We start from the raw sequence: 20,137 nt of genomic DNA on the forward strand, positions 1-20,137 counted from the left end.
TGGTCCATCGCTCCGCAGGGCGGTCGGGCGGAAGCTGCGGGCCATGGTTCAGGCATGTAGATCGTCTTGGCGAGAGAGCTGCAGCCCTCTCCCACAGAGTTGCCATCGCGCCCTGATCGCGGCAACTGCAACCCAAACTGCAACCCTGTAACGCCGTCGGCCCGGACAGCGGTGCTGTCCGGGCCGACGTCTGCCCTGGTGGGCGGGTGCGGAGGATACGAGATTCGAACTCGTGAGGGGTTGCCCCCAACACGCTTTCCAAGCGTGCGCCCTAGGCCACTAGGCGAATCCTCCGGGAGGAACAGTACAGGGCGTGGGGGGGTGGTTGCGAACTCGATGGGGGGGTGGGGGATCGGGTAGGGTGGGCGGCAGCCCCTCACGTGGCGCTATCTCGCTGAACTCCCCCAGGGCCGGAAGGCAGCAAGGGTAGGTGGGCTCTGGCGGGTGCGTGGGGGGTCTTTGCGTGGGCCGGCGGGGATGACGGGGCCGGATGTCGGTGGGCCCGGATAACCTCGTAGGCGTGTCCCTTGCTCTGTACCGCCGCTACCGTCCCGAGTCCTTCGCCGAGGTCATCGGACAGGAGCACGTCACTGACCCGTTGCAGCAGGCGCTGCGGAACAACCGGGTCAATCACGCGTATCTGTTCAGCGGGCCGCGAGGCTGCGGGAAGACGACGAGCGCGCGGATCCTGGCGCGGTGCCTGAACTGCGAGCAGGGGCCGACGCCGACGCCGTGCGGGGTGTGCCAGTCGTGCGTGGACCTGGCGCGGGGCGGCGCGGGGTCGATCGACGTGATCGAGATCGACGCGGCGTCGCACGGCGGTGTGGACGACGCCCGTGATCTGCGGGAGAAGGCGTTCTTCAGCCCGGCCAGCAGTCGGTACAAGATTTACATCATCGACGAGGCCCACATGGTCAGCCCGCAGGGCTTCAACGCCCTGCTGAAGGTGGTCGAGGAGCCCCCGGAGCACCTGAAGTTCATCTTCGCGACCACCGAGCCGGAGAAGGTCATCGGCACGATCCGGTCGCGTACGCACCACTATCCGTTCCGGCTGGTGCCGCCCGGCACGCTGCGCGACTACCTGGCGCAGGTGTGCGAGCGCGAGGCCATCGCCGTGGAGGACGGGGTGTATCCGCTGGTCGTACGGGCCGGGGCCGGGTCGGTACGTGACTCGATGTCGGTCATGGACCAGTTGCTGGCGGGCGCGGCGGCCGACGGCGTGACGTACGCCATGGCGACCGCGCTGCTCGGCTACACGGACGCCGCGCTGCTCGACGAGGTGGTGGACGGGATCGCCGCGGGGGACGGGGCGGCGGTCTTCGAGATCGTCGACCGGGTGATCGAGGGCGGGCACGACCCGCGCCGTTTCGTCGCCGACCTGCTGGAACGGCTACGGGACCTGGTGATCATCGCGGCCGTCCCGGACGCCGTGGACAAGGGCCTCATCGACGCGCCGCGCGACGTGGTGGAGCGGATGCAGGCGCAAGCCTCCGTGCTGGGCGCCGCCGAGCTGAGCCGCGCCGCCGACCTGGTCAATACGGGGTTGACGGAGATGCGCGGCGCCACCTCGCCCCGCCTCCAACTGGAGCTGATCTGCGCCCGCGTGCTGCTGCCCGCCGCCTACGAGGACGAGCGCTCGTTGCAGGCCCGCCTGGAACGGCTGGAGCGCGGCGTCGCCGCCGGGGTGTCCGCCGGATTCGCCCAGGGCGGCGGCCCGTCCAGCGGTACGGGTACGGGCACGGGTACGGGTCCGGCTGCGGGCGCGCCGCAGGCCGTCGGACCCGCCGCCGCCAGGGCCGCACTCGGCGGCGGCCGTACCTCGGGCGAGAACGGTACGGCGTACGCCCCCGCCCAGGCACCGCCCTCGCACCAGGTCCAACCGCAGGCCCAGCCCCCGGCCCCCGCCGTACCCGCGTACGTACCCTCAGAGGCACCCGCCGCCGCGCCCGCCGCGCCCGCCGCACCGCCCGTGCCGCCGCCCCCCGCCCAGGCACCCCCCGCCCAGCGCCCCGGCGCCTGGCCGTCCGCCGCCTCGCCCGGCCAGCCGCAGCCCCCGACCCCGGCGCAGCCCCCGGCTCAGGCGCCCCCGCCCGCCGCGCCGCAGACCCCACCGGCCCAGGCCCAGACCCAGGCGCAGGCCCCCGCCCCGACCGCCTCGCTCGGCGACCCCAGCCGGGTGCGCCAGATGTGGCCGGACATCCTGGAGGCGGTCAAGAACCGCCGCCGCCTGACCTGGATGCTGCTGTTCAACAACGCCCAGGTGGCGGGCTTCGACGGGGAGACCCTCCAGGTCGGCTTCGACAACCCCGGCGCCCGCAACAGCTTCGCGAACAGCGGCAGCGAGGACGTACTCAAGGCCGCCATCAGCGACGCGCTCGGCGTGCAGTGGAAGATCGAGGCCATCGTGGCCCCGAACGGGGGCGGCGGCGCCGGGAGCGCGGGCGGGCAGGGCGGAGGCGGCGGTTACGGAGGCGGCGGTGGCGCCCCCCGCCCCTCGGGCCCGCCGCAGCCGCCGGCCGGTCGCCAGGGGCAGGACCGGCCCCAGGGCGCCCCGAGACCGGACTTCCAGGCCGGACCCCCTTCGTCCCAGGGCCAGGGACAGGGATACGGGCACGACCAGGGGCCGGGCCAAGGCCAGTACCAGTCCCACTCCTCGTCCCAGGCACCGTCCGCGTCCTACCAGTCCGGGCCGCCCCCCATGGACGACATGCCGCCTCCGCTGGAGGACGACGTCCCCGAGGACGACGACCCGGATCTCGTCGACTCCGCGCTCAGCGGCCACGACCTCTTCGTGCGGGAGCTGGGCGCCACGGTCATAGAGGAGATCGCGCACGACTGAGGGCGCGGCGCACAGGGCACGGCGCGGGTGCACGGCGCGGGGCCCGACCTCGTCCGCGGCCCAGGACTCGGCCCAGGACTCGGCCCACGACCCGACCCGTCCCCGGCCGAGTTCACCACCGGATTCGGGCACCCCACCGCTGGTGGACGCGTTGTACTCCCGTCGGGTGGTCTCCGCCCGGTTCCGATCCTCCGTACGGCGTAGGGCGCTGGGCCGTACGAACACGTAGGCTCGCCCTGTCACGAAAAAGGTGGCACCGCACCGCAGACGCCAGTCAGGAGTGAAACCGTGATTCCCGGTGGTCAGCCGAACATGCAGGCGCTGCTCCAGCAGGCCCAGAAGATGCAGCAGGACCTCGCCACGGCCCAGCAGGAGCTGGCCGAGACCGAGGTCGAGGGCTCCGCGGGCGGCGGCCTGGTCACCGCGAAGGTGACCGGCGCCGGTGAGCTGCGCGGCCTGGTCATCGACCCCAAGGCGGTCGACCCCGACGACACCGAGACGCTCGCCGATCTGGTGGTCGCCGCGGTGCACAACGCGAACGAGGCGGCGCAGGCGATCCAGCAGGCCAAGCTCGGCCCGCTCGCCCAGGGGCTGGGCGGCATGCCCGGCCTCCCGTTCTGACCCCTCCGGAAACCCCACCGGAGAACCGCGGAAACCGTGAGGAAGGCTCGTCGGCGTGTACGAAGGCGTGGTCCAGGACCTGATCGACGAACTGGGCAGGCTGCCCGGCGTGGGTCCCAAGAGCGCCCAGCGGATCGCCTTCCACATCCTTCAGGCCGATCCGGCGGACGTACGGCGCCTCGCGCACGTGCTGTCCGAGGTGAAGGCGAAGGTGCGGTTCTGCGGGGTGTGCGGCAATGTCGCGCAGGACGAGCAGTGCCGGGTCTGCCGTGACCCGCGCCGCGACCCCTCGGTGATCTGTGTGGTCGAGGAGCCGAAGGACGTGGTGGCGGTCGAGCGGACCCGCGAGTTCCGCGGGAAGTACCACGTGCTCGGCGGCGCGATCAGCCCGATCGAGGGCGTCGGCCCCGACGACCTGCGGATAAGGGAGCTGCTGAGCCGTCTCGCGGACGGCACCGTCACCGAGCTGATCCTCGCGACGGACCCGAATCTGGAGGGCGAGGCGACAGCGACGTACCTGGCCCGGATGGTGAAGCCCATGGGACTGCGGGTCACGCGACTGGCCAGCGGCCTCCCTGTGGGCGGTGACTTGGAGTACGCGGACGAGGTCACGCTGGGGCGGGCCTTCGAAGGGAGGCGGTTGCTGGATGTCTGAGACCGTGACGAAGAAGCAGGACCAGGACCAGGGCCAGAAGCAGGCTCAGGCGCAGGGCCAGAGGCAGGACCGGAAGCAGAAGCAGGACCAGATGCGGGGTCGGGCACAGGACGTGGCGGGCAAGGAGCAGGAACCGGACGAGTTCGCCGTACAGATCGCGGACCAGATCGAGAGCTTCATCCTCTCGGTCCGCGAGGTCGCCAAGGGCGACGATCCGGACAGCGCGGTCCCGTACCTGCTGCTGGAGGTCTCGCAGCTCCTGCTGGCCGGCGGCCGGCTCGGCGCGCACGAGGACATCGTCCCGGACGAGCGGTACGAGCCGGACGTCGGTCCCGAGCCAGACGAGGACGACCTGCGGCAGCGGCTCGCGGCGCTCCTCGAACCGATCGACGTCTACTCCGAGGTCTTCGACCCGTACGTGCCGCGGTCGACGCCGGTGGCCTGCCGTATCTCCGACGACATGGCCGATGTCGTGGCCGATCTCACACACGGCCTCGCGCACTTCAGGGCCGGGAGGATCTCCGAGGCGCTGTGGTGGTGGCAGTTCTCGTATCTGTCCAACTGGGGCTCCACGGCCAGTGCCAGCCTGCGCGCGCTCCAGTCGCTCGTGGCCCACGTACGGCTGGACAGCCCGCTGGACGAGCTGGACGGCCTGGACACCGGCGGCGACGGGGACGACGAGGAGGAGCTGGCCGAGGAGGCGGGCAAGGTCATGGAGGCCGAGCTGGGGACGCTGGGGCTGCGCCCGGCGACGTAGGACGCCCCCGCGCCTCCGGCCGTAAAACTTGCGGCTGATCACGCCTCGGGCGACGTATCTCACCATGCGATACGTGCGGGGCGGATCGTGCCTGCTCGTTAAACTGGGCCGACCGCAACAACCCCTGGAAATCCCCCGGCACCCCCTGGGAATCCCTGAGCGAGGAGCGCACGTGGGCCTTGTCGTGCAGAAGTACGGCGGCTCCTCCGTCGCCGATGCCGAAGGCATCAAGCGCGTCGCCCGACGGATCGTCGACACCAAGAAGGCGGGCCACCAAGTGGTCGTCGTGGTGTCCGCGATGGGTGACACGACGGACGAGCTGATCGATCTCGCGGAGCAGGTGTCACCGATTCCCGCGGGGCGCGAGTTCGACATGCTGCTGACCGCCGGTGAGCGCATCTCGATGGCGCTGCTGGCGATGGCGATCAAGAACCTCGGGCACGAGGCGCAGTCGTTCACCGGCAGCCAGGCCGGGGTGATCACCGACTCGGTGCACAACAAGGCGCGGATCATCGACGTCACGCCCGGCCGTATCCGTACGGCGCTTGACGAGGGCAACATCGCGATCGTCGCCGGATTCCAGGGCGTCTCGCAGGACAAGAAGGACATCACCACGCTCGGGCGCGGCGGCTCGGACACCACCGCGGTGGCGCTGGCGGCGGCGCTGGACGCCGAGGTGTGCGAGATCTACACGGACGTCGACGGCGTCTTCACGGCCGACCCGCGGGTGGTCAAGAAGGCCCGCAAGATGGACTGGATCGCCTTCGAGGACATGCTGGAGCTGGCCAGTTCCGGCTCCAAGGTGCTGCTGCACCGGTGTGTGGAGTACGCGCGCCGCTACAACATCCCGATCCACGTACGGTCGTCGTTCTCCGGGCTGCCCGGCACCTGGGTGAGCAGCGAACGGCCCGCGAACCTTCCGCGACCGCAGCAAGCGCGTGCCGCGTACGAGTCAGCACAGGGAGACAGTCCGATGGAGCAGGCGATCATCTCCGGCGTCTCGCACGACACGTCCGAGGCCAAGATCACGGTGGTCGGCGTGCCGGACAAGCCGGGCGAGGCGGCGACGATCTTCCGGGCCATCGCGGACGCCGAGATCAACATCGACATGATCGTCCAGAACGTGTCGGCCGCGGCCACCGCGCTCACCGACATCTCCTTCACGCTCCCCAAGGCCGAGGGCCAGAAGGCGATGGCGGCGCTGACCAAGGCGCAGACGGTCATCGCCTTCGACTCGCTGCGCTACGACGACCAGATCGGCAAGATCTCGCTGGTCGGCGCGGGCATGAAGACCAACCCCGGTGTCACGGCGACCTTCTTCGAGGCGCTGTCCAACGCGGGCGTCAACATCGAGCTGATCTCGACATCCGAGATCCGTATCTCGGTGGTGACCCGGGTCGACGACGTGAAGCCCGCCGTGCAGGCCGTGCACTCGGCGTTCGGCCTGGACAGCGACAGCGACGAAGCGGTCGTCTACGGAGGGACCGGGCGATGAGCGCCGCGCCGCGACCGTCGCTCGCCGTGGTGGGGGCGACGGGAGCGGTCGGCACGGTGGTGCGCGAACTCCTCAGCACGCGCCAGGACGTGTGGGGGGAGATCCGGCTGGTCGCGTCCGCGCGCTCGGCCGGGCGGCTGCTGCCGGTGCGCGGCACCGAGGCGGAGGTCGTCGCGCTCGACGAGGCGGCCTTCGACGGGATCGATGTCGCGCTCTTCGACGTGCCCGACGAGGTGGCCGCGCGGTGGGCGCCGATCGCGGCGGCCAAGGGCGTGGTCGTGGTGGACAATTCTGGCGCCTTCCGGATGGACGACGAGGTGCCGCTGGTGGTGCCCGAGGTCAACGCGCACGCGGTACGGATGCGCCCGCGCGGCATCGTCGCCAATCCCAACTGCACGACGCTGTCGATGATCGTGGCGGTCGGCGCGCTGCACGCCGAGTTCGGACTGACCGAACTGATCGTCTCGTCGTACCAGGCGGCCTCGGGCGCCGGGCAGGCCGGGATCGCGGCGCTGCGCGACCAGATGACGAAGGTCGCGGGGACGGAGGCGGGCACGCAGGCGGGCGATCTGCGCCGCACGGTGGGCGACTTCGGGCCGTTCGCGGCGCCGCTGGCGCTCAATGTGGTGCCGTGGGCGGGCTCGCTCGCGGGCGACGACGGCTGGTCGTCGGAGGAGATGAAGGTACGCAACGAGTCGCGCAAGATCCTCGGGCTGCCCCGTCTGCGGGCCACGGCGACCTGCGTACGGGTGCCGGTGATCACGACCCACTCGCTGTCGGTGCACGCGCGGTTCGAGAACGAGGTGACGGTCGCGCGGGCGCACGAGATCCTGCGGAACGCGCCGGGTGTCGTGGTCTCCGACGACCCGGGGCAGGGTGAGTTCCCGACGCCCGCGGACGCGGTCGGCACCGATCCCACGTGGGTGGGGCGCGTACGGCGCTCGCTCGACGACCCGTGCGCCCTCGAACTGTTCGTCTGCGGCGACAATCTGCGCAAGGGCGCGGCGCTGAACGCCGTCCAGATCGCCGAGGTGGTGGCGGCGGACATCGCCGTCTGAGGCCGCTCGGGCGCGTCCTCGGCAATGTGCCCGGGGACGAAGTTGCTGGTCTGGACCACTTGAACTCACGTACCCGAACGTTGGAGACTTTGCATTCCCCCGCGGGAACCGACTCGCTCGGGGGAGCGTCTTTGTGTCAGCGCACTGCCCTATGGTCTGGTCCCTAAGGTGCTGCACACCGAGCGTGGTCCGGGGGGAAGCGTCGGTGCAAACAGGGCGTTGAGGAAGAGCTGGTACGCATGGGGATATTTGACGCTCCGTCGAGCGGCGTGTCTTGCGCGTACAACCCTGAGGGGGGGATGCGTGTCCAACAGTCGTGGCGGAGGCACTGGGTATCGAGACGGCATTCGGACGGCACGGGACGATCACGCCGCCCCGGCTGCCGCGTCCACGCACGTCGGCGTCCGGTGCGCTCTCCGGTGGCATCCCGGTGATCGCGCCCTGGCCGGTCGTGCGGGTCACGGCCGCGGAAGGCGAGGACTCTGACTCGGCGATGGCAGTAGGCACCACGGTCGACCACCTCACCGAGACCTACCGCGCGCACTACCGTTCACTGCTCGGCCTCGCCGCGCTGCTGCTGGACGACACGGCCTCCTGCGAGGACGTGGTCCAGGAGGCGTTCATCCGGGTGCACTCCGCCCGCAGCCGGGTCCGCGAGCCGGAGAAGACCCTGGCCTATCTGCGCCAGACGGTCGTCAACCTCTCCCGCTCCGCCCTGCGCCGCCGCATCCTGGGCCTGAAGCTGCTCTCCAAGCCGATGCCCGACATGGCGAGCGCGGAGGAGGGCGCGTACGAGATCCTGGAGCGCGACCAGCTCAAGGCCGCGATGCGTACGCTTCAGCGCAGGCAGCGCGAGGTGCTGGTGCTGCGATACTTCGCCGACATGACCGAGGCGCAGGTCGCCGAGACCCTGGGTATCTCCCTGGGCTCGGTGAAGGCGTACGGTTCGCGAGGCATCGCGGCGCTGCGCGTCGCGATGGAGGCGACGGCATGACCACCCCCGACGACGCGCACGGTATGGAAGACCAGAACAAGAACCAGGATCAGGACCAGGGCAAGGGCGCGGACCACGGCGAGGGCCGGGGCCGCGACCTGGGCTTCGGCTCCCCCGACGCCGCTGACGCCTCTGGCTCGGACGGCGCTTCCGCCTCGGGCTCCGGCTCCGACCGCACTTCCGCCTCGGGCTCCGACAGTGCGTCCGGCTACGGCTCCGGTGCCGACGGCCTCTTCGGCCTCGACGGCGGCTTCGACTTCGCCAGTCTCGAACTCGACCTCGACAGTGCCGACGGCGTCGAGCACACCCCGGAGGAGGCGGCGCTGCGGGCGCTGCTGCACAACGCCGTCCAGGGCATAGAGGCGTCCCCCGAGGCGCTCGACCACCTGCGGCGCGCGGTCCCGGCCCGCAGGCAGCACCGTCGGCAGGCGCTGGCCGGTGCCGCCGCGGCCGTGGTCCTGGCCGGCATGGCGGTGCCCGCGCTGATCCACGCCGCCGACACCTCCAGCAGCACCAACGCCCTCCCGGCGAACGTCTCCAGCACCCACGCCTCCGCCCCCGGCCAGGACGGCCACACCAACTACTGGGCGGGCGGCCCCTCCTCGGGCCAGGCGGCCACCGGCACCGGCGGCGCGGGCACCTCGACGAAGAGCCCCACCGACGATCCGCCGCCCGCGACCACCACCCCCTCGGACTCGGCGGCGGTCTCCGCGCCCGACTGCTCCAGCGTCCAGCTCGGCCAGGGCACCAGCTCCGCCGACTCCCCGGACTCCTCCGGCCGCGTCTACGGCTGGTTCCGCGTCGCCAACGTCTCCGGCGTCCCCTGTACGGTCCCCGGCAGCGGGCAGGTGCAGGTCCTCGCCGAGGGCTCGGCCGACCCCTCCCGTATCCAGGTCGTCGGCCACACCCCGGGCGACCCGGCGAGCAGGCTGCCCTCCGGCGTCGACGGACCCGTGGTGCTCGCACCGGGCGACACCTACGAGGTGCAGTTCGCGTGGATCCCCGCGGGCAACGGCACCGGCGGTTGCCCCACGACGCCCACCACGCCGCCGACCACCCCGACACCCACGCCGACGTCGAGCGACCCCGCGACCACCGGCGGCCCCACCGGCTCCGACCCGGGCACCGGCACGGGCAGTGGCAGCGGCAGCAACGGCGCCTCCACCCAGCTGGGCAGCGGTGACCCGCCGACCAGCCCGCCCCCCGGCAGCGTCGCCCTCAACCACACCCCGGCCGCGGGCGCCCCCGTCGTCGACGGCCCCGTCATCCAGAACGCCTGCGCGGGCACCCTCTACACGACGGCCGCGCTCCCCGGCACCACCAGCGGCAACACCACCCCCGGTACGGGGACGAGCGGCGGCACCGGAACCGACTCGGGAGCGACCGGCTCCGGCTCGTAGGGCCTCCGGGCACTGCGGGTACTTCGGCGACTTCGGGTACTTCGGGGACTTCGGGGAACTCTCCCCGGACCCCCTCCCCGCACCTCGCGGGACCAGGACCGGCGCTCCTGGTCACCGGGGGCCGCGCCCTGCGCCTGGCCGCGCGCCCGGCGTCGGCTCCGGGCCGGTGCGGGTCCCCGGTTGCGGGGCCGCGAACGGCCCCCCGTACCGTTGTGGTGTGTACCGGTTCCTGCTCACCCCGCGCTGGCTGGCGGTCAGCGTGCTGTCGCTGCTCGCCGTGCCGTTCTGCGTCTTCATGGGCAGTTGGCAGTTGAGCCGGTTCGAGCTGCGGGTCGACTCCCACAAGAGCGCCGAGCACGCCCAGGGCAAGGCCGTCGCCGAGGCGGCGGTGCCGTTGGCGACACTGCTGCCGCAGCCGCGCACCCAGGTGCCCGACGGCGCCTCGGGTCGTTCGGTCAGCGCGACCGGCCGCTACGACTCCTCCCATCAGCTCCTGGTCCCCGGCCGCACCCTCGACGGCCACGACGGCTACTACGTACTGACCCCCCTGCGGGTCGGCGCGGACGGCGCCGCCCTGCCCGTCGTCCGCGGCTGGCTGCCGGGCGACGCCTCCTCCGCCGCGCGTACCGGTGCCGTACCGGCCGCGCCGACCGGCGAGGTCACCGTGACCGGTGCCCTCCAGTACCCGGAGAGCACCGGCACCGACGGCGTGCAGTCCAACGGCGCGCTGCCCTCCGGACAGCTCGGCATGATCAGCGCCGCCTCGCTGGTCAATGTGCTGCCCTACCCCGTCTACAGCGGCTGGATCACCGCGAGCGACCCCGCCGCGCCGCTGAAGGCGGTGCCCCCGGCGGCGGCCCCCAACAGCGGCCTGGACATCAAGGCGTTCCAGAACCTCGGCTACACCGGTGAGTGGTTCGTCTTCGCGGGCTTCGTCGTCTTCATGTGGTTCCGACTGGCCCGCCGCGAGGCCGAGACACGCGCCGACGCCGCGCTGGGTCTCGTCCCCGACGACGGTGACGACGAGCCGGGGTCCGCGCCGAAGGCGGAATCAGAGCCGGACGCCTCCGGCGCGGACCGGGCGGACGCTGTGATCACCGCGTCTGCGTCCGCCGACGCCTAGGGCCGGACGCCTCCGGCGCGGACCGGCCGGACGCTGTGGTCACCGCGTCTGCGTCCGCCGACGCCTAGGGCCGGACGCCTCCGGCGCGGACCGGGCGGACGCTGTGGCCAGCGCGTCTGCGTCTGCCGACGCCTGGAGCCGTACGCCGAGGCGCGCCCTGGCCGCATGTCCAGCCGTGCGCTGGCCCGGCTGACTGTCCGGACGCCTTTCGTACGCCGAGGCGCGTGTCCAGCCGTCCGGCCGTACGCGCATCCGCCCGCTCGCCCGGCCGGAGGCCCGGGGCTGGCCCGGGGTCGGACCCGCGCTGGTCCAACCCCGGTCGGCCACCGGCCCCCTACCGCCCTGCCGCCTACCCGCCCGCGTGTTTCAGCGCGAAGGCCAGTTCCAGACGGACCTGCTTGATCCGCTCCTCCACGACCAGCGAACCGTGCCCCGCGTCGTAGCGGTACACCTCGTGCGGCTTGTCCAGCTCCCGCAGCCGCTCGACGTAGTTGTCGATCTGGCGTATCGGGCAGCGCGGGTCGTTCATGCCCGCGCTGATGTAGACGGGGGCGGCGACCCGCTCGACGTAGGTGAGCGGGGAGGACGCCTCGAAGCGGTCGGGGACCTCCTCGGGGGAGCCGCCGAAGAAGGTGCGGTCCAGGGACTTGAGGGCCTCCATCTCGTCGGCGTACGCGGCCACGTAGTCGGCGACCGGGACCGCCGCTATGCCCACCGTCCACGCCTCCGGCTGGGTGCCGAGGCCCAGCAGGGTCAGATAGCCGCCCCAGGAGCCGCCGGACAGGACCAGCCGCCGCGGGTCGGCGAGGCCCGAGGACACGGCCCACTCGCGGACCGCCGCGATGTCCTCCAGCTCGATCAGGCCGACGCGGTGCTTGAGCGCGTCCGTCCACTCCCGGCCGTAACCGGTCGAACCGCGGTAGTTGACCCGGACCACCGCGAAGCCGTGGTCGACCCAGGCCGCGGGACCCGCCGCGAAGGAGTCCGAGTCGTGCCAGGTGGGACCGCCGTGGATCTCGAACACGGTCGGGAACGGCCCCTCGCCGACCGGCTTCTGGACCAGCGCGTGGATCCGGCCGCCGGGACCCTCCACCCACGCGTCCTCCACCGGCACCGAATCCGGCGCCCGCAGCCCCGGCGCCTCCAGCACGACGGCGCCGGTCGTGGACCGCACCGCGGGCGGGCGCTGCGCCGACGACCACAGGTACTCCACCGTCCCGTCGGGCCGGGCGGTGGCGCCGCTGACCGAACCCGGCGGGGTGTCGAGCCGTGCCAGGGTGCCGGCCGCCAGGTCGTACCGGAACATCTCGCCGCGCGCCTGGTAGTCGTGGACGACCAGCAGCGCCGAGCCGTCCGGATACCACTCGGCGTGCACGTCACCGGGCAGGTCTATGGCCAGCCGCGTCTCCACGCCGGTCGCGGTGTCCCAGATCATCGGCAGCCAGCGGCCGGACCGCTGGTGTCCGACCAGGAGGCGGGTGTCGCCGACGACGGGGGCGAATCCCAGGCAGTCCAGGCCCAGCTCGGCCCGGCCGCCGTCGGTGTCGTCCAGCTCCGCGACCGTCGAGCCGTCCGCGACCGACAGCACCCGCAGCGCGCTGTGCATCGCGTCGCCGTGCTCGGTGTGCTCGATCACGACCAGCGTGCCGTCCTCCGAGAGGTCGCCGACGCTCGCCGACTCCGCGTGCCGGTAGACCTCGACCGGCTCGCTGTCCGGCCGCACCACGTACACCGACGTGCCCTCGTCGTCGGTGGACCGTCCGACCACGGCCAGGCCGCCGGGGCCCAGCGCGAGACCGGCCGGGTAGGACGCCTCCAGGCCGGGCGCCGCCGGTACGTCCTCACCGCCCGCGAAGGGCTGCCGCATCCATATCCCGAACTCGTCCCCGTCCGTGTCCGAGAACCACCACACCCACGCGCCGTCCCGGCTCAGCGTGCCGTCCGTCGTCCCGTTCGGCCGGTCGGTGACCTGCCGTCGCTCGCCCGTGGTCCGGTCCCAGGCGTACAGCTCGTACGTCCCTGTCACGTTCGACACGAACAGGCTGCGGTCCGGGGCGTCCTCGGCCCACTCGGGCAGCCCGACCCGCGGCGCCCGAAAGCGCTTCTCCCACTCCGGCATGGACCCCGCCGGGGATCCGGTGATCTCGTTCATGCCCCCATGATGCTCCGCCCCGACCACATTCGGGCACCCACTCTTCACAGCCTGTGGATAACTCCGTGCCCCGGCCGCCGCGGATCATCGCCCCGCCGCTACGACGCGCCGCCCGCGGGGGCCGTGCCCGCCGTGCCGCGTACGACCACGACGGGGCACGAGGCGTGCACGGTGACCGTGTGGCTGACCGAGCCGAGGAGGGTGGAGCGGAAGGTGCCGTGGCCGCGCACGCCCACCACGATCAGGTCGGCGCCCTCACCGCTGTCGAGGATGGCCTGGGCCGGGTTGCCGAGCACGGTACGGCGGGTGACGGTCGCTGCCTGTTCCGGCGTGAGGGCCGCCTCGACGGCCCGCGCCAGGATCTGGTCCGCGTTGGCCTCCAGATCGACGTCGTCGGGCAGCCCCGGCAGCCCGGCCCAGCCGTACGCCGACGGCATCTCCCACGCGATGACCGCTTCCAGCGCGGCGCCGGTCAGGGCCGCCTGCCGCGCGGCCCAGCGCAGCGCCTTGAGCGACGGTTCCGAGCCGTCGACCCCGACGACGATCCTGCCCGCGGCCGTGCCCGTACCGGAGCCGGTGCCGGAGCCGGTGCCGGAGCCGGTGCCGGAGCCCTCGCCGGAGCCCGTGCCGGAATCGGCGCCTGATCCCGTGCCCGAGCCTTCGGCGGAGCCCGAGCCCGTGCCGGAGCCCGTACCCGCGCCCGCTGCCGTGCCCGGCCCCGTGTCCCGCGCCGCCTCGCCCATGGCCGTCTCCCTCGCCTCGCTTGCCCGTCCGACCCCGGAAACGGTCGGCTTACACGCCAAGCGTGCGTGACAAGCGGTGCGTGGCGGGGCATTTCGGGCGGTCGCCGGTCCGCGTCGGATACGCGTCCGGCTTCCGGGTCGGGTCGGCGCGCGCGGCTCCGCGCCGTCGTGGACGCGGAGGGGCCGGGCCTTCGCGCCCTCGCTGGATACGGAGTTGGCACCCGCGCGGCTCACCGCTGCGGCCTGGGAGCCGGCTACTGGCGCAGGTAGCGGTCGCGCACCAGGGTGAACCGCATGGCCCACTCGGTCAGTTCGGCCAGGCTGCGGCTGGACACGCGGCCGGTGCGGATAGTGCCGTTCGTCAGGACGACGGCCATCCGGAACACGGATTCGTGGTCCTCCACGACGCACTCGGCGAAACGGATCATCGGCCAGGGGAGGTCGACGGTCTGGCCGTTCTCGCCGAGGGAGATGCCGTAATCGTCCGCAAGTAGTGCGTTCTTCCGGTCCATCGCCAGGAATTCGGGCACGTCGTCCTCCGGCGACCAGGCCGGGACGCCCGGGACCGGGGCGGGCGAATGCGCCGGGTAGGCCGTGGCCAGCGAGGTCAACGGCGGGTTCGACGGCGGGGTCGACGTCGGGATCGACGGACCGGGGACGCCGGGCGCGTACGAGGGAGGCGGCGGAACGGCCCCTGAGGCGTACGGGTTGGCGGCGGCCGGAGGAGGCGGGGGTACGGGAGTCCGCGGGTCCGAGGTACGGGGGGCCGCGTCCCCGGTGCGGTGCGGGGCGTCGCCCGTACCCGCCTCGGCCGTACCCGAATCGCCGAACCAGTCGAGGAGTTGGTCCGTGCTCGGGCGGTGGGACGGCTCCTTCGTGAGGCAGGCCGCGACCATCGGGCGGATCGCCTCCGGGACGGCGGAGACGTCGGCCTCGTGGTGCACGGAGCGGTACATCAGGGCGACCGGCGTGCCGCCGCCGAAGGCGCTGCCGCCCGCGGCGGCCACCAGGACCGCGCCGAGCGCGAAGATGTCGGCGGCGCCGTCCACGTCACGGCCCTCGGCCTGCTCGGGGGCGAGGAAGCCGGGGGTGCCGAAGGAGGTGCCCGTGGTGGTGATCCGGGTGTTCTCGACGGCGCGTGAGATGCCGAAGTCCAGTACGCGCGGGCCGTCTTCGGCCATGATGATGTTGCCTGGTTTGAGATCGCGATGCACCAGACCGCAGCGGTGGATCGCCTCCAGCGCCTCGGCGAGCGCGGCGCCCAGCGCCTTGAGCTGTTCCTCGCCCATCGGGCCCCGCGCGGCGAGCAGTTGGCCGAGCGTCGGACCTTGCACGTACGCCGTCGCCAGCCACGGGGCCTCCGCGTCCGGGTCCGCATCCACCACCGGCGCCGTATGGAAACCGCCCACCATGCGCGCCGCGGCGACCTCGGCGCGGAAGCGCTCCCTGAAGGACGGGTCCGCGGCCAGTTCCGGCCGCGCCACCTTTACCGCCACGTGGCGGCCTCCCCGCGAACGGGCCAGGTACACCAGGCCCATTCCGCCTTCGCCGAGCTTGCGAACGACGACGTAGCTTCCGATGCGGGTCGCTTTCGCGTCGGCGCCTGTCGCTGTGCCGTTGGAGCCGTTGGAGCCGTTGGAGCCGTGCGAGGCGCTCGTATCGATTGTGCCGTTCGTATCGCTCGTGCCGCTCGTGTCGTTCGGGCCGTGCACGCCCAGCCGCCTCCTCGCGTCCCCCGTCTGGCCAGGCGCCCAGTATGACGGCCCTTCTGCGGAGTGCGGTCCCTCATTTCGCGCGGGTGCGGGCCCCGCCCTACGACAGCAGGGAGCGGATTGCGGCGCGGTCGACGGCGGTGAGGGCGCGGACGAGGGGCGGGGTGAGGAAGACGAGGAGGACGCCGAGGAGGGAGGCGCCGGCGATCTGGAGGGGGGAGGAGAGGTAGTAGGCGTGGTGGACGCCGCCGGAGGTGTACTCGAAGAGGCGGTAGCCGGGCCAGTCGACGTAACGGGGGAAGACCCAGGCGTAGGCGGGGTAGAGGGCGACGGTCCAGCCGGTGACGAGGAAGGTCAGGGTGAGGACGGAACTCGCGATGCGCCAGGGGAACATGAGGACCTGGAAGAGGAGGGCCTTCCAGGCCGAGGCGTCGCGGAGCCTGGCGGTCATGGCGGCCCAGCGGCCGGGGGTACGGGGCGCGGGTACAGGGGCGGGCTCGCCGACGCGGAGGGAGAGCCGGCTCCCGGCGCGGGCGCGTTCGGCGCCGCCGAGCGCGCGGGCCCCGGTCAGCATCGCGGCCAGGACGGGCACCCCGATCGCGGTGAGGACGAGGCTGGTGCCGAGGGCGAACAACGTGACGGCGAAGACGAATCCGGCGATGGCGATCGGCAGCGATGTGAGCGCGTAACCGACCTCGCGGAAGGTGACGGCGGAGAAGGGCGCGCGCCAGAAGCCGGGCGGGACGCGGCCGGGTCCTGGACCCTTCGCGGGCGAACCGTACGCGGGATGCCCGGCGTCCGGAGCCGCCAGCAGGCCGGGCCGGGCCTGCGACGCGGCGGCGGGAGGAGAGGAGTGCGGCTGCGCGGTGGACGCCTGAGCAGCGGCGGCCTGAGTGGCGGATGCCTGCGCGGCGGACACCTGAGCGGCGGCGGTCTGAGTGGCGGATGCCTGAGCGGCGGCGCTCTGAGTGGCGTGGGGGAATGTGCTGGCGGTCATCGCTGGCCTCGAATCATCGCGGTGGGGACCGTTCCGTCCTGATACCTAGACGATCCCGCTCGGCACCCCTCTCGCGGCATCCGGCAGCCCGGCCGGTCGGGGGTGGGGCCAGCCCCACCCCCTGCCATTCTTGAACGGTGCGCGAAACAGGAGACGTCCCGCCCGAATCCGGCCCGTCCGGCCTGTCAGACCCCGCCGGCCTGTCAGACCCCGCGGCCCCCGCCGCCCCCGTCGTCATGAGCGGTACGCCCGGCTCCTTCGCCAGGAGCGTGCTGGCCGACCGCCACCCGGCGTTGATCAGGCAGGTCGCGGACGCCTTCCCGTACCCGCCCGAGCAGCGCCGCGCACTCGACGCGCTCGCGGAGGAGACGGCCGCGCCCGCCTCGGCCGACGCGACCTCGGGCCCGCCGATCGGCCCGCTGTCGACCCACACCGGCACCGACTCCCGCGCCGACGACGTCCGACGGTGGGCCGAATGGGGCGCGGAGGCGTACGTCGGCCGTGCGTCGTGGTACGAGGTGCCCTTCCTGTGGGCCGAGAGCTACTTCTACCGCAGGCTGCTGGACGCGGTCGGCTACTTCGGGCCGGGGCCGTGGCAGGGCGTCGACCCCTTCGCGCCGTTCAAGCGCGCCGAGTTGACCGGGCCCGAGGTCGCCGACGAACTGGCCGCCCTCGACGCGCTCGACGACCTCGCCCCCGACGACCGGGACCGCGCCGTCCTCCAAGGCGCCCTGTGGGGCAACCGCGCGGACCTCGGCTTCCGCATCTCCGCGAACGGGCCTACGGCGCACGGGTCTACGGCGAACGCGTCCTCCACGAAAGCGCCTTCGGCAGAAGCTCCTACGGCGGAAGCGTCCTCCCCGAACGCGTCCTCCACGAACACGTCCTCCGCGCACGCGTCCCCCACCCACGCCCCCCCAAGCACCCCCTCCGACGACCTCCTCGCCGACGACAGCGCGGCCCTCTGGCGGCACCTCGCCGCCGCCCCGCCCGGCACCGCGGCGGTGACCGTGATCGCCGACAACGCGGGCCGCGAGCTGATCCCCGACCTGATCCTGATCGACCATCTCCTGCACACCGGCCGCGCCGCCACCGCGGTCCTGCACGTGAAGCCGTACCCGTACTTCGTCTCGGACGCGACGACCTCGGACGTCGTCGACTGCCTGCGCCGGATCGGGCAGGCACCGGGCCGCAGAGCGCGGGAGACGGGCGCGCGGCTGTGGTCGGCGCTGGGCACCGGCCGACTCGTCGTCCGCGCGCACCCGTTCGCCTGCGCGCCGCTGCCGTACGCCGACATGCCCGCCGATCTGCGGGCGGAACTGGGCCGCGCCACACTGACGGTGCTCAAGGGCGATCTCAACTACCGCCGCCTGGTGGGCGACCGCCTGTGGCCCCCTACGACCGCATTCTCCCTGCCCACCGGTTACTTCCCGAGTCCGTTGGCCGCCCTGCGCACCCTCAAGTCCGATGTGATCGTCGGCCTCGACGCCGGTACGGTCGCCGCGCTCGACGCCAACAGCGCGGCGAACGGCGCGGCTTGGCGTACGAGCGGGACGTACGCCGTCGTCCAGGTGCGTACGGTCTGAAGCTCCGGCCCCGCGGGGAAGGACCGTCTCCGCCCTCTTCCCCGGCACGCCCGGACACACCGGGCCGCACCCTCTAGGCTGCAACCGCCGTACGCGCAAGATCAGTTGATCAGACGCGTGTGGTGCAGCGCGCACCGACGACGTGAGACGACACAGGACGACGACGTGAAGGGCGGACAGGGCGATGGGTGTGGCGATCCGGAGGGCCGGGGCGGACGACCGGGAGGTCGTGGTCGGGGTGCTGGACAAGGTGTTCAGGAACGACCCCGTGAGTAGCTGGGTCTTCCCCGACCCGGAGCACCGGCTGCGCAAGCACGCGTCGTTGATGGGCGCCTTCGCCGACCAGGTACTCGCCGACGGCTACGTCGACATGACGGAGGACGGCAAGGCGGTCGCCCTGTGGATGTCGATACCCGCGACCACCGACGCGCCCGAGGACGCCCAGGCGCACGCGGACGACGACGACCCCGCCGCATTCCGCGAGGCGGTCGACCCGGACAACGAGCGTGTCGAGCAGATCGCCCGCATCCTCGGCGAGGGCCACCCCACGGGCCCCGCCCACGAATACCTGCTGCTCATCGCCGTGGACGCGGAGTTGCAGGGCCAGAGCCGCGGCACCGAACTGATCTCCGCCGTCCTCGAACGCTGCGACCGCGACGGCCTGTCCGCGTATCTGGAGGCCAGCAGCGAGCGCAGCCGCGGCCTGTACGAGCGGCTCGGCTTCGTCTTCACCGGCCGCACGATCGACCTCCCGGACGGGCCTCACATGTGGCCGATGTGGCGCGAGCCGCGCGCCGCGGCCGTATAGGCGTACGCGTAGCCGTACAGGCAGCCGTACCTCCTAGGTGGAGGTACGGCACCCCCGCCCGCGGGTAAGGAGCAGGAGAGGCACGGCCGTTGGTACGCGGCCGCGCGCGGGGGAGAGGCGGCGGGGCGATGACGGACACGGGAGCGGCAGCCGGTACGAATACGGGTACGGATACGGATACGGGCGGCGGTTCGCGGAACGCGGCGGGGACGAACGGCCCGGCCACCCTGCGCGAAGTCGCCCGACTCGCCCAACGGCACGGCTTCGGCGAGTCCCGCGCCGTCCACGCGCTCGGCGGCGGTGACGTCGGCTGCGTCGCCTTCGGCCTCGCGGTCGTCCTGCTCGCGCCCGGCATCGGCCTGGTCCTCCACCCGTACAACCCGGTGGTCACCTCGATCGGCGTCACCTTCCTCGTCCTCGCCCTCGCGCTGCCGATCACCGCGTTCCGTTACGAGAAGCGCCGCGACAACCGCATCCCGCGGCTGCACGTCTTCGACGGCGGCATCGTCATCACCCGCCCGGCCCGGATCGACGTCCACCCCTGGCCGGACATCCGCGTCGTCGAGCGCGAGGACTCCGTCGCCATCGGCCAGGGCGGCACGACGCGTCAGGTCCACCGCCTCGAACTGCACGCGATAGACGGCGACGTGCTGTGCTCCCTGGGCGACGCCTTCGACACCGCCACCGTCGTCAGAGCCGCGATCGCGGGCGGCGCGCATACGTCATAGCGGCGCGCGACCGCGAGCGCGCAGGTCCGTCAACTCGGCACCCCTCTCGCACCGTTCGGGTGCCCGCCTTGTGGTTTTTTGGGGGCGGGGCGGGGCTAGGAGGGGAGGCGCTCTTGGAGGTGGACCGTGACGGTGTCGCCCTCTTGTTTGCCGATGGCTTTGCGCAGCTCGGCGGTGACGGGGAGTTTGTGGGTGCCGTCGCCGAGGGCCATGAAGGAGCTCTGGAAGGGGTGGCCGTCGATCGTGCCGCGGACCTTGACGAGGCCGCGGGTGCCGAAGAAGGCGGCGGACTCGGGCCAGACGACATAGGTCCAGCCGCCCTTGTTCGGGCTTTTCCGCAGGGTCGCGGTGAATCGCTTGTCCATCGTGGATACCGCCTGTTCAGCAGCTTTCGGTGGCGCGCCCCGGCCGGGGACGTCCGCGGGCGTTCACCAGGTAGGACCGGCGGCGAGGCGGAAACTCATCGCGG

General features: G+C 72.6%; 17 protein-coding genes, 1 tRNA gene and 1 other RNA gene. 13 read left to right on the top strand and 6 right to left on the bottom strand.

Features of this window, described 5'->3' with window-relative positions; translation table 11 throughout:
• Positions 1-209 precede the first annotated feature (209 nt).
• Positions 210-294: transfer RNA gene (locus tag ACIQCJ_RS02365), tRNA-Ser, on the bottom strand.
• Between the two features lie 76 nt (positions 295-370).
• Here ACIQCJ_RS02365 and ffs point away from each other — a divergent pair.
• The 10 genes from ffs to ACIQCJ_RS02415 all read left to right on the top strand — a co-directional run bounded on the left by ffs (position 371) and on the right by ACIQCJ_RS02415 (position 10,942).
• Positions 371-461: signal recognition particle sRNA small type (gene ffs / locus ACIQCJ_RS02370), an RNA gene on the top strand.
• 29 nt (positions 462-490) lie between these two features.
• Positions 491-2,839, top strand: coding sequence for a DNA polymerase III subunit gamma and tau (locus ACIQCJ_RS02375; protein ID WP_402710462.1), 2,349 nt, complete (start codon positions 491-493; stop codon positions 2,837-2,839).
• Positions 2,840-3,127: 288 nt separating this feature from the next.
• Positions 3,128-3,460 (top strand): YbaB/EbfC family nucleoid-associated protein, encoded by a 333-nt coding sequence (locus ACIQCJ_RS02380; protein ID WP_391042507.1) that lies wholly within the window; start codon positions 3,128-3,130, stop codon positions 3,458-3,460.
• Positions 3,461-3,515: 55 nt separating this feature from the next.
• The gene (recR, locus tag ACIQCJ_RS02385) at positions 3,516-4,115 is read left to right on the top strand and encodes a recombination mediator RecR (protein WP_355335946.1); all 600 of its coding nucleotides are present in this window, start codon (positions 3,516-3,518) and stop codon (positions 4,113-4,115) included.
• Positions 4,116-4,206: 91 nt separating this feature from the next.
• On the top strand, positions 4,207-4,872 hold the full coding sequence (locus ACIQCJ_RS02390; protein WP_391043543.1) for a DUF5063 domain-containing protein: 666 nt from the start codon (positions 4,207-4,209) through the stop codon (positions 4,870-4,872).
• A 172-nt stretch (positions 4,873-5,044) separates the two neighbouring features.
• The gene (locus tag ACIQCJ_RS02395; RefSeq protein WP_355335948.1) at positions 5,045-6,367 is read left to right on the top strand and encodes an aspartate kinase; all 1,323 of its coding nucleotides are present in this window, start codon (positions 5,045-5,047) and stop codon (positions 6,365-6,367) included.
• The gene (locus ACIQCJ_RS02400; protein ID WP_402710463.1) at positions 6,364-7,425 is read left to right on the top strand and encodes an aspartate-semialdehyde dehydrogenase; all 1,062 of its coding nucleotides are present in this window, start codon (positions 6,364-6,366) and stop codon (positions 7,423-7,425) included. The genes ACIQCJ_RS02395 and ACIQCJ_RS02400 overlap by 4 nt, the downstream gene beginning before the upstream one ends.
• 364 nt (positions 7,426-7,789) lie before the next feature.
• Positions 7,790-8,419, top strand: coding sequence for a SigE family RNA polymerase sigma factor (locus tag ACIQCJ_RS02405; protein WP_355336423.1), 630 nt, complete (start codon positions 7,790-7,792; stop codon positions 8,417-8,419).
• On the top strand, positions 8,416-9,819 hold the full coding sequence (locus ACIQCJ_RS02410) for a hypothetical protein (RefSeq protein WP_391042512.1): 1,404 nt from the start codon (positions 8,416-8,418) through the stop codon (positions 9,817-9,819). The genes ACIQCJ_RS02405 and ACIQCJ_RS02410 overlap by 4 nt, the downstream gene beginning before the upstream one ends.
• Before the next feature lie 217 nt (positions 9,820-10,036).
• Positions 10,037-10,942 (top strand): SURF1 family protein, encoded by a 906-nt coding sequence (locus ACIQCJ_RS02415; protein ID WP_402710464.1) that lies wholly within the window; start codon positions 10,037-10,039, stop codon positions 10,940-10,942.
• Between the two features lie 349 nt (positions 10,943-11,291).
• Here ACIQCJ_RS02415 and ACIQCJ_RS02420 read toward each other — a convergent pair whose 3' ends face one another.
• The 4 genes from ACIQCJ_RS02420 to ACIQCJ_RS02435 form a co-directional block, all read right to left on the bottom strand.
• A complete protein-coding gene (locus ACIQCJ_RS02420) occupies positions 11,292-13,094 on the bottom strand; it encodes a prolyl oligopeptidase family serine peptidase (protein ID WP_402710465.1) in 1,803 nt (600 codons plus the stop codon).
• Between the two features lie 98 nt (positions 13,095-13,192).
• Entirely contained in the window at positions 13,193-13,639 is a 447-nt protein-coding gene (locus ACIQCJ_RS02425; RefSeq protein WP_401718563.1) for a universal stress protein, read from the bottom strand.
• A 452-nt stretch (positions 13,640-14,091) separates the two neighbouring features.
• Complete coding sequence (locus ACIQCJ_RS02430; RefSeq protein ID WP_402710466.1) at positions 14,092-15,549, bottom strand: serine/threonine protein kinase; 1,458 nt, start codon at positions 15,547-15,549, stop codon at positions 14,092-14,094.
• A gap of 100 nt (positions 15,550-15,649) precedes the next feature.
• Complete coding sequence (locus ACIQCJ_RS02435; RefSeq protein WP_402710467.1) at positions 15,650-16,546, bottom strand: sensor domain-containing protein; 897 nt, start codon at positions 16,544-16,546, stop codon at positions 15,650-15,652.
• A gap of 236 nt (positions 16,547-16,782) precedes the next feature.
• Here ACIQCJ_RS02435 and ACIQCJ_RS02440 point away from each other — a divergent pair, with 236 nt between their 5' ends.
• The 3 genes from ACIQCJ_RS02440 to ACIQCJ_RS02450 all read left to right on the top strand — a co-directional run bounded on the left by ACIQCJ_RS02440 (position 16,783) and on the right by ACIQCJ_RS02450 (position 19,668).
• Positions 16,783-18,132 (top strand): damage-control phosphatase ARMT1 family protein, encoded by a 1,350-nt coding sequence (locus ACIQCJ_RS02440; RefSeq protein WP_402710847.1) that lies wholly within the window; start codon positions 16,783-16,785, stop codon positions 18,130-18,132.
• Between the two features lie 184 nt (positions 18,133-18,316).
• Positions 18,317-18,940, top strand: a complete 624-nt coding sequence (locus ACIQCJ_RS02445; protein WP_355335962.1) for a GNAT family N-acetyltransferase — start codon at positions 18,317-18,319, stop codon at positions 18,938-18,940.
• A 128-nt stretch (positions 18,941-19,068) separates the two neighbouring features.
• Positions 19,069-19,668, top strand: coding sequence for a hypothetical protein (locus ACIQCJ_RS02450; RefSeq protein ID WP_402710468.1), 600 nt, complete (start codon positions 19,069-19,071; stop codon positions 19,666-19,668).
• 95 nt (positions 19,669-19,763) lie between these two features.
• Here ACIQCJ_RS02450 and ACIQCJ_RS02455 read toward each other — a convergent pair whose 3' ends face one another.
• Positions 19,764-20,033, bottom strand: coding sequence for a DUF1905 domain-containing protein (locus ACIQCJ_RS02455; RefSeq protein WP_402710469.1), 270 nt, complete (start codon positions 20,031-20,033; stop codon positions 19,764-19,766).
• Between the last annotated feature and the right edge of the window lie 104 nt (positions 20,034-20,137).

It is taken from the genome of Streptomyces sp. NPDC093221, assembly GCF_044753885.1.
Lineage (GTDB): Bacteria > Actinomycetota > Actinomycetes > Streptomycetales > Streptomycetaceae > Actinacidiphila.

Coding starts and splice junctions, on each gene's coding strand:
- ACIQCJ_RS02375 (WP_402710462.1), top strand. CDS start 491: ATGTCGGTGGGCCCGGATAACCTCGTAGGCGTGTCCCTTGCTCTGTAC.
- ACIQCJ_RS02390 (WP_391043543.1), top strand. CDS start 4,207: ATGCGGGGTCGGGCACAGGACGTGGCGGGCAAGGAGCAGGAACCGGAC.
- ACIQCJ_RS02400 (WP_402710463.1), top strand. CDS start 6,364: ATGAGCGCCGCGCCGCGACCGTCGCTCGCCGTGGTGGGGGCGACGGGA.
- ACIQCJ_RS02410 (WP_391042512.1), top strand. CDS start 8,416: ATGACCACCCCCGACGACGCGCACGGTATGGAAGACCAGAACAAGAAC.
- ACIQCJ_RS02420 (WP_402710465.1), bottom strand. CDS start 13,094: ATGAACGAGATCACCGGATCCCCGGCGGGGTCCATGCCGGAGTGGGAG.
- ACIQCJ_RS02435 (WP_402710467.1), bottom strand. CDS start 16,546: ATGACCGCCAGCACATTCCCCCACGCCACTCAGAGCGCCGCCGCTCAG.
- ACIQCJ_RS02440 (WP_402710847.1), top strand. CDS start 16,783: ATGAGCGGTACGCCCGGCTCCTTCGCCAGGAGCGTGCTGGCCGACCGC.
- ACIQCJ_RS02445 (WP_355335962.1), top strand. CDS start 18,317: ATGGGTGTGGCGATCCGGAGGGCCGGGGCGGACGACCGGGAGGTCGTG.
- ACIQCJ_RS02450 (WP_402710468.1), top strand. CDS start 19,069: ATGACGGACACGGGAGCGGCAGCCGGTACGAATACGGGTACGGATACG.
- ACIQCJ_RS02455 (WP_402710469.1), bottom strand. CDS start 20,033: ATGGACAAGCGATTCACCGCGACCCTGCGGAAAAGCCCGAACAAGGGC.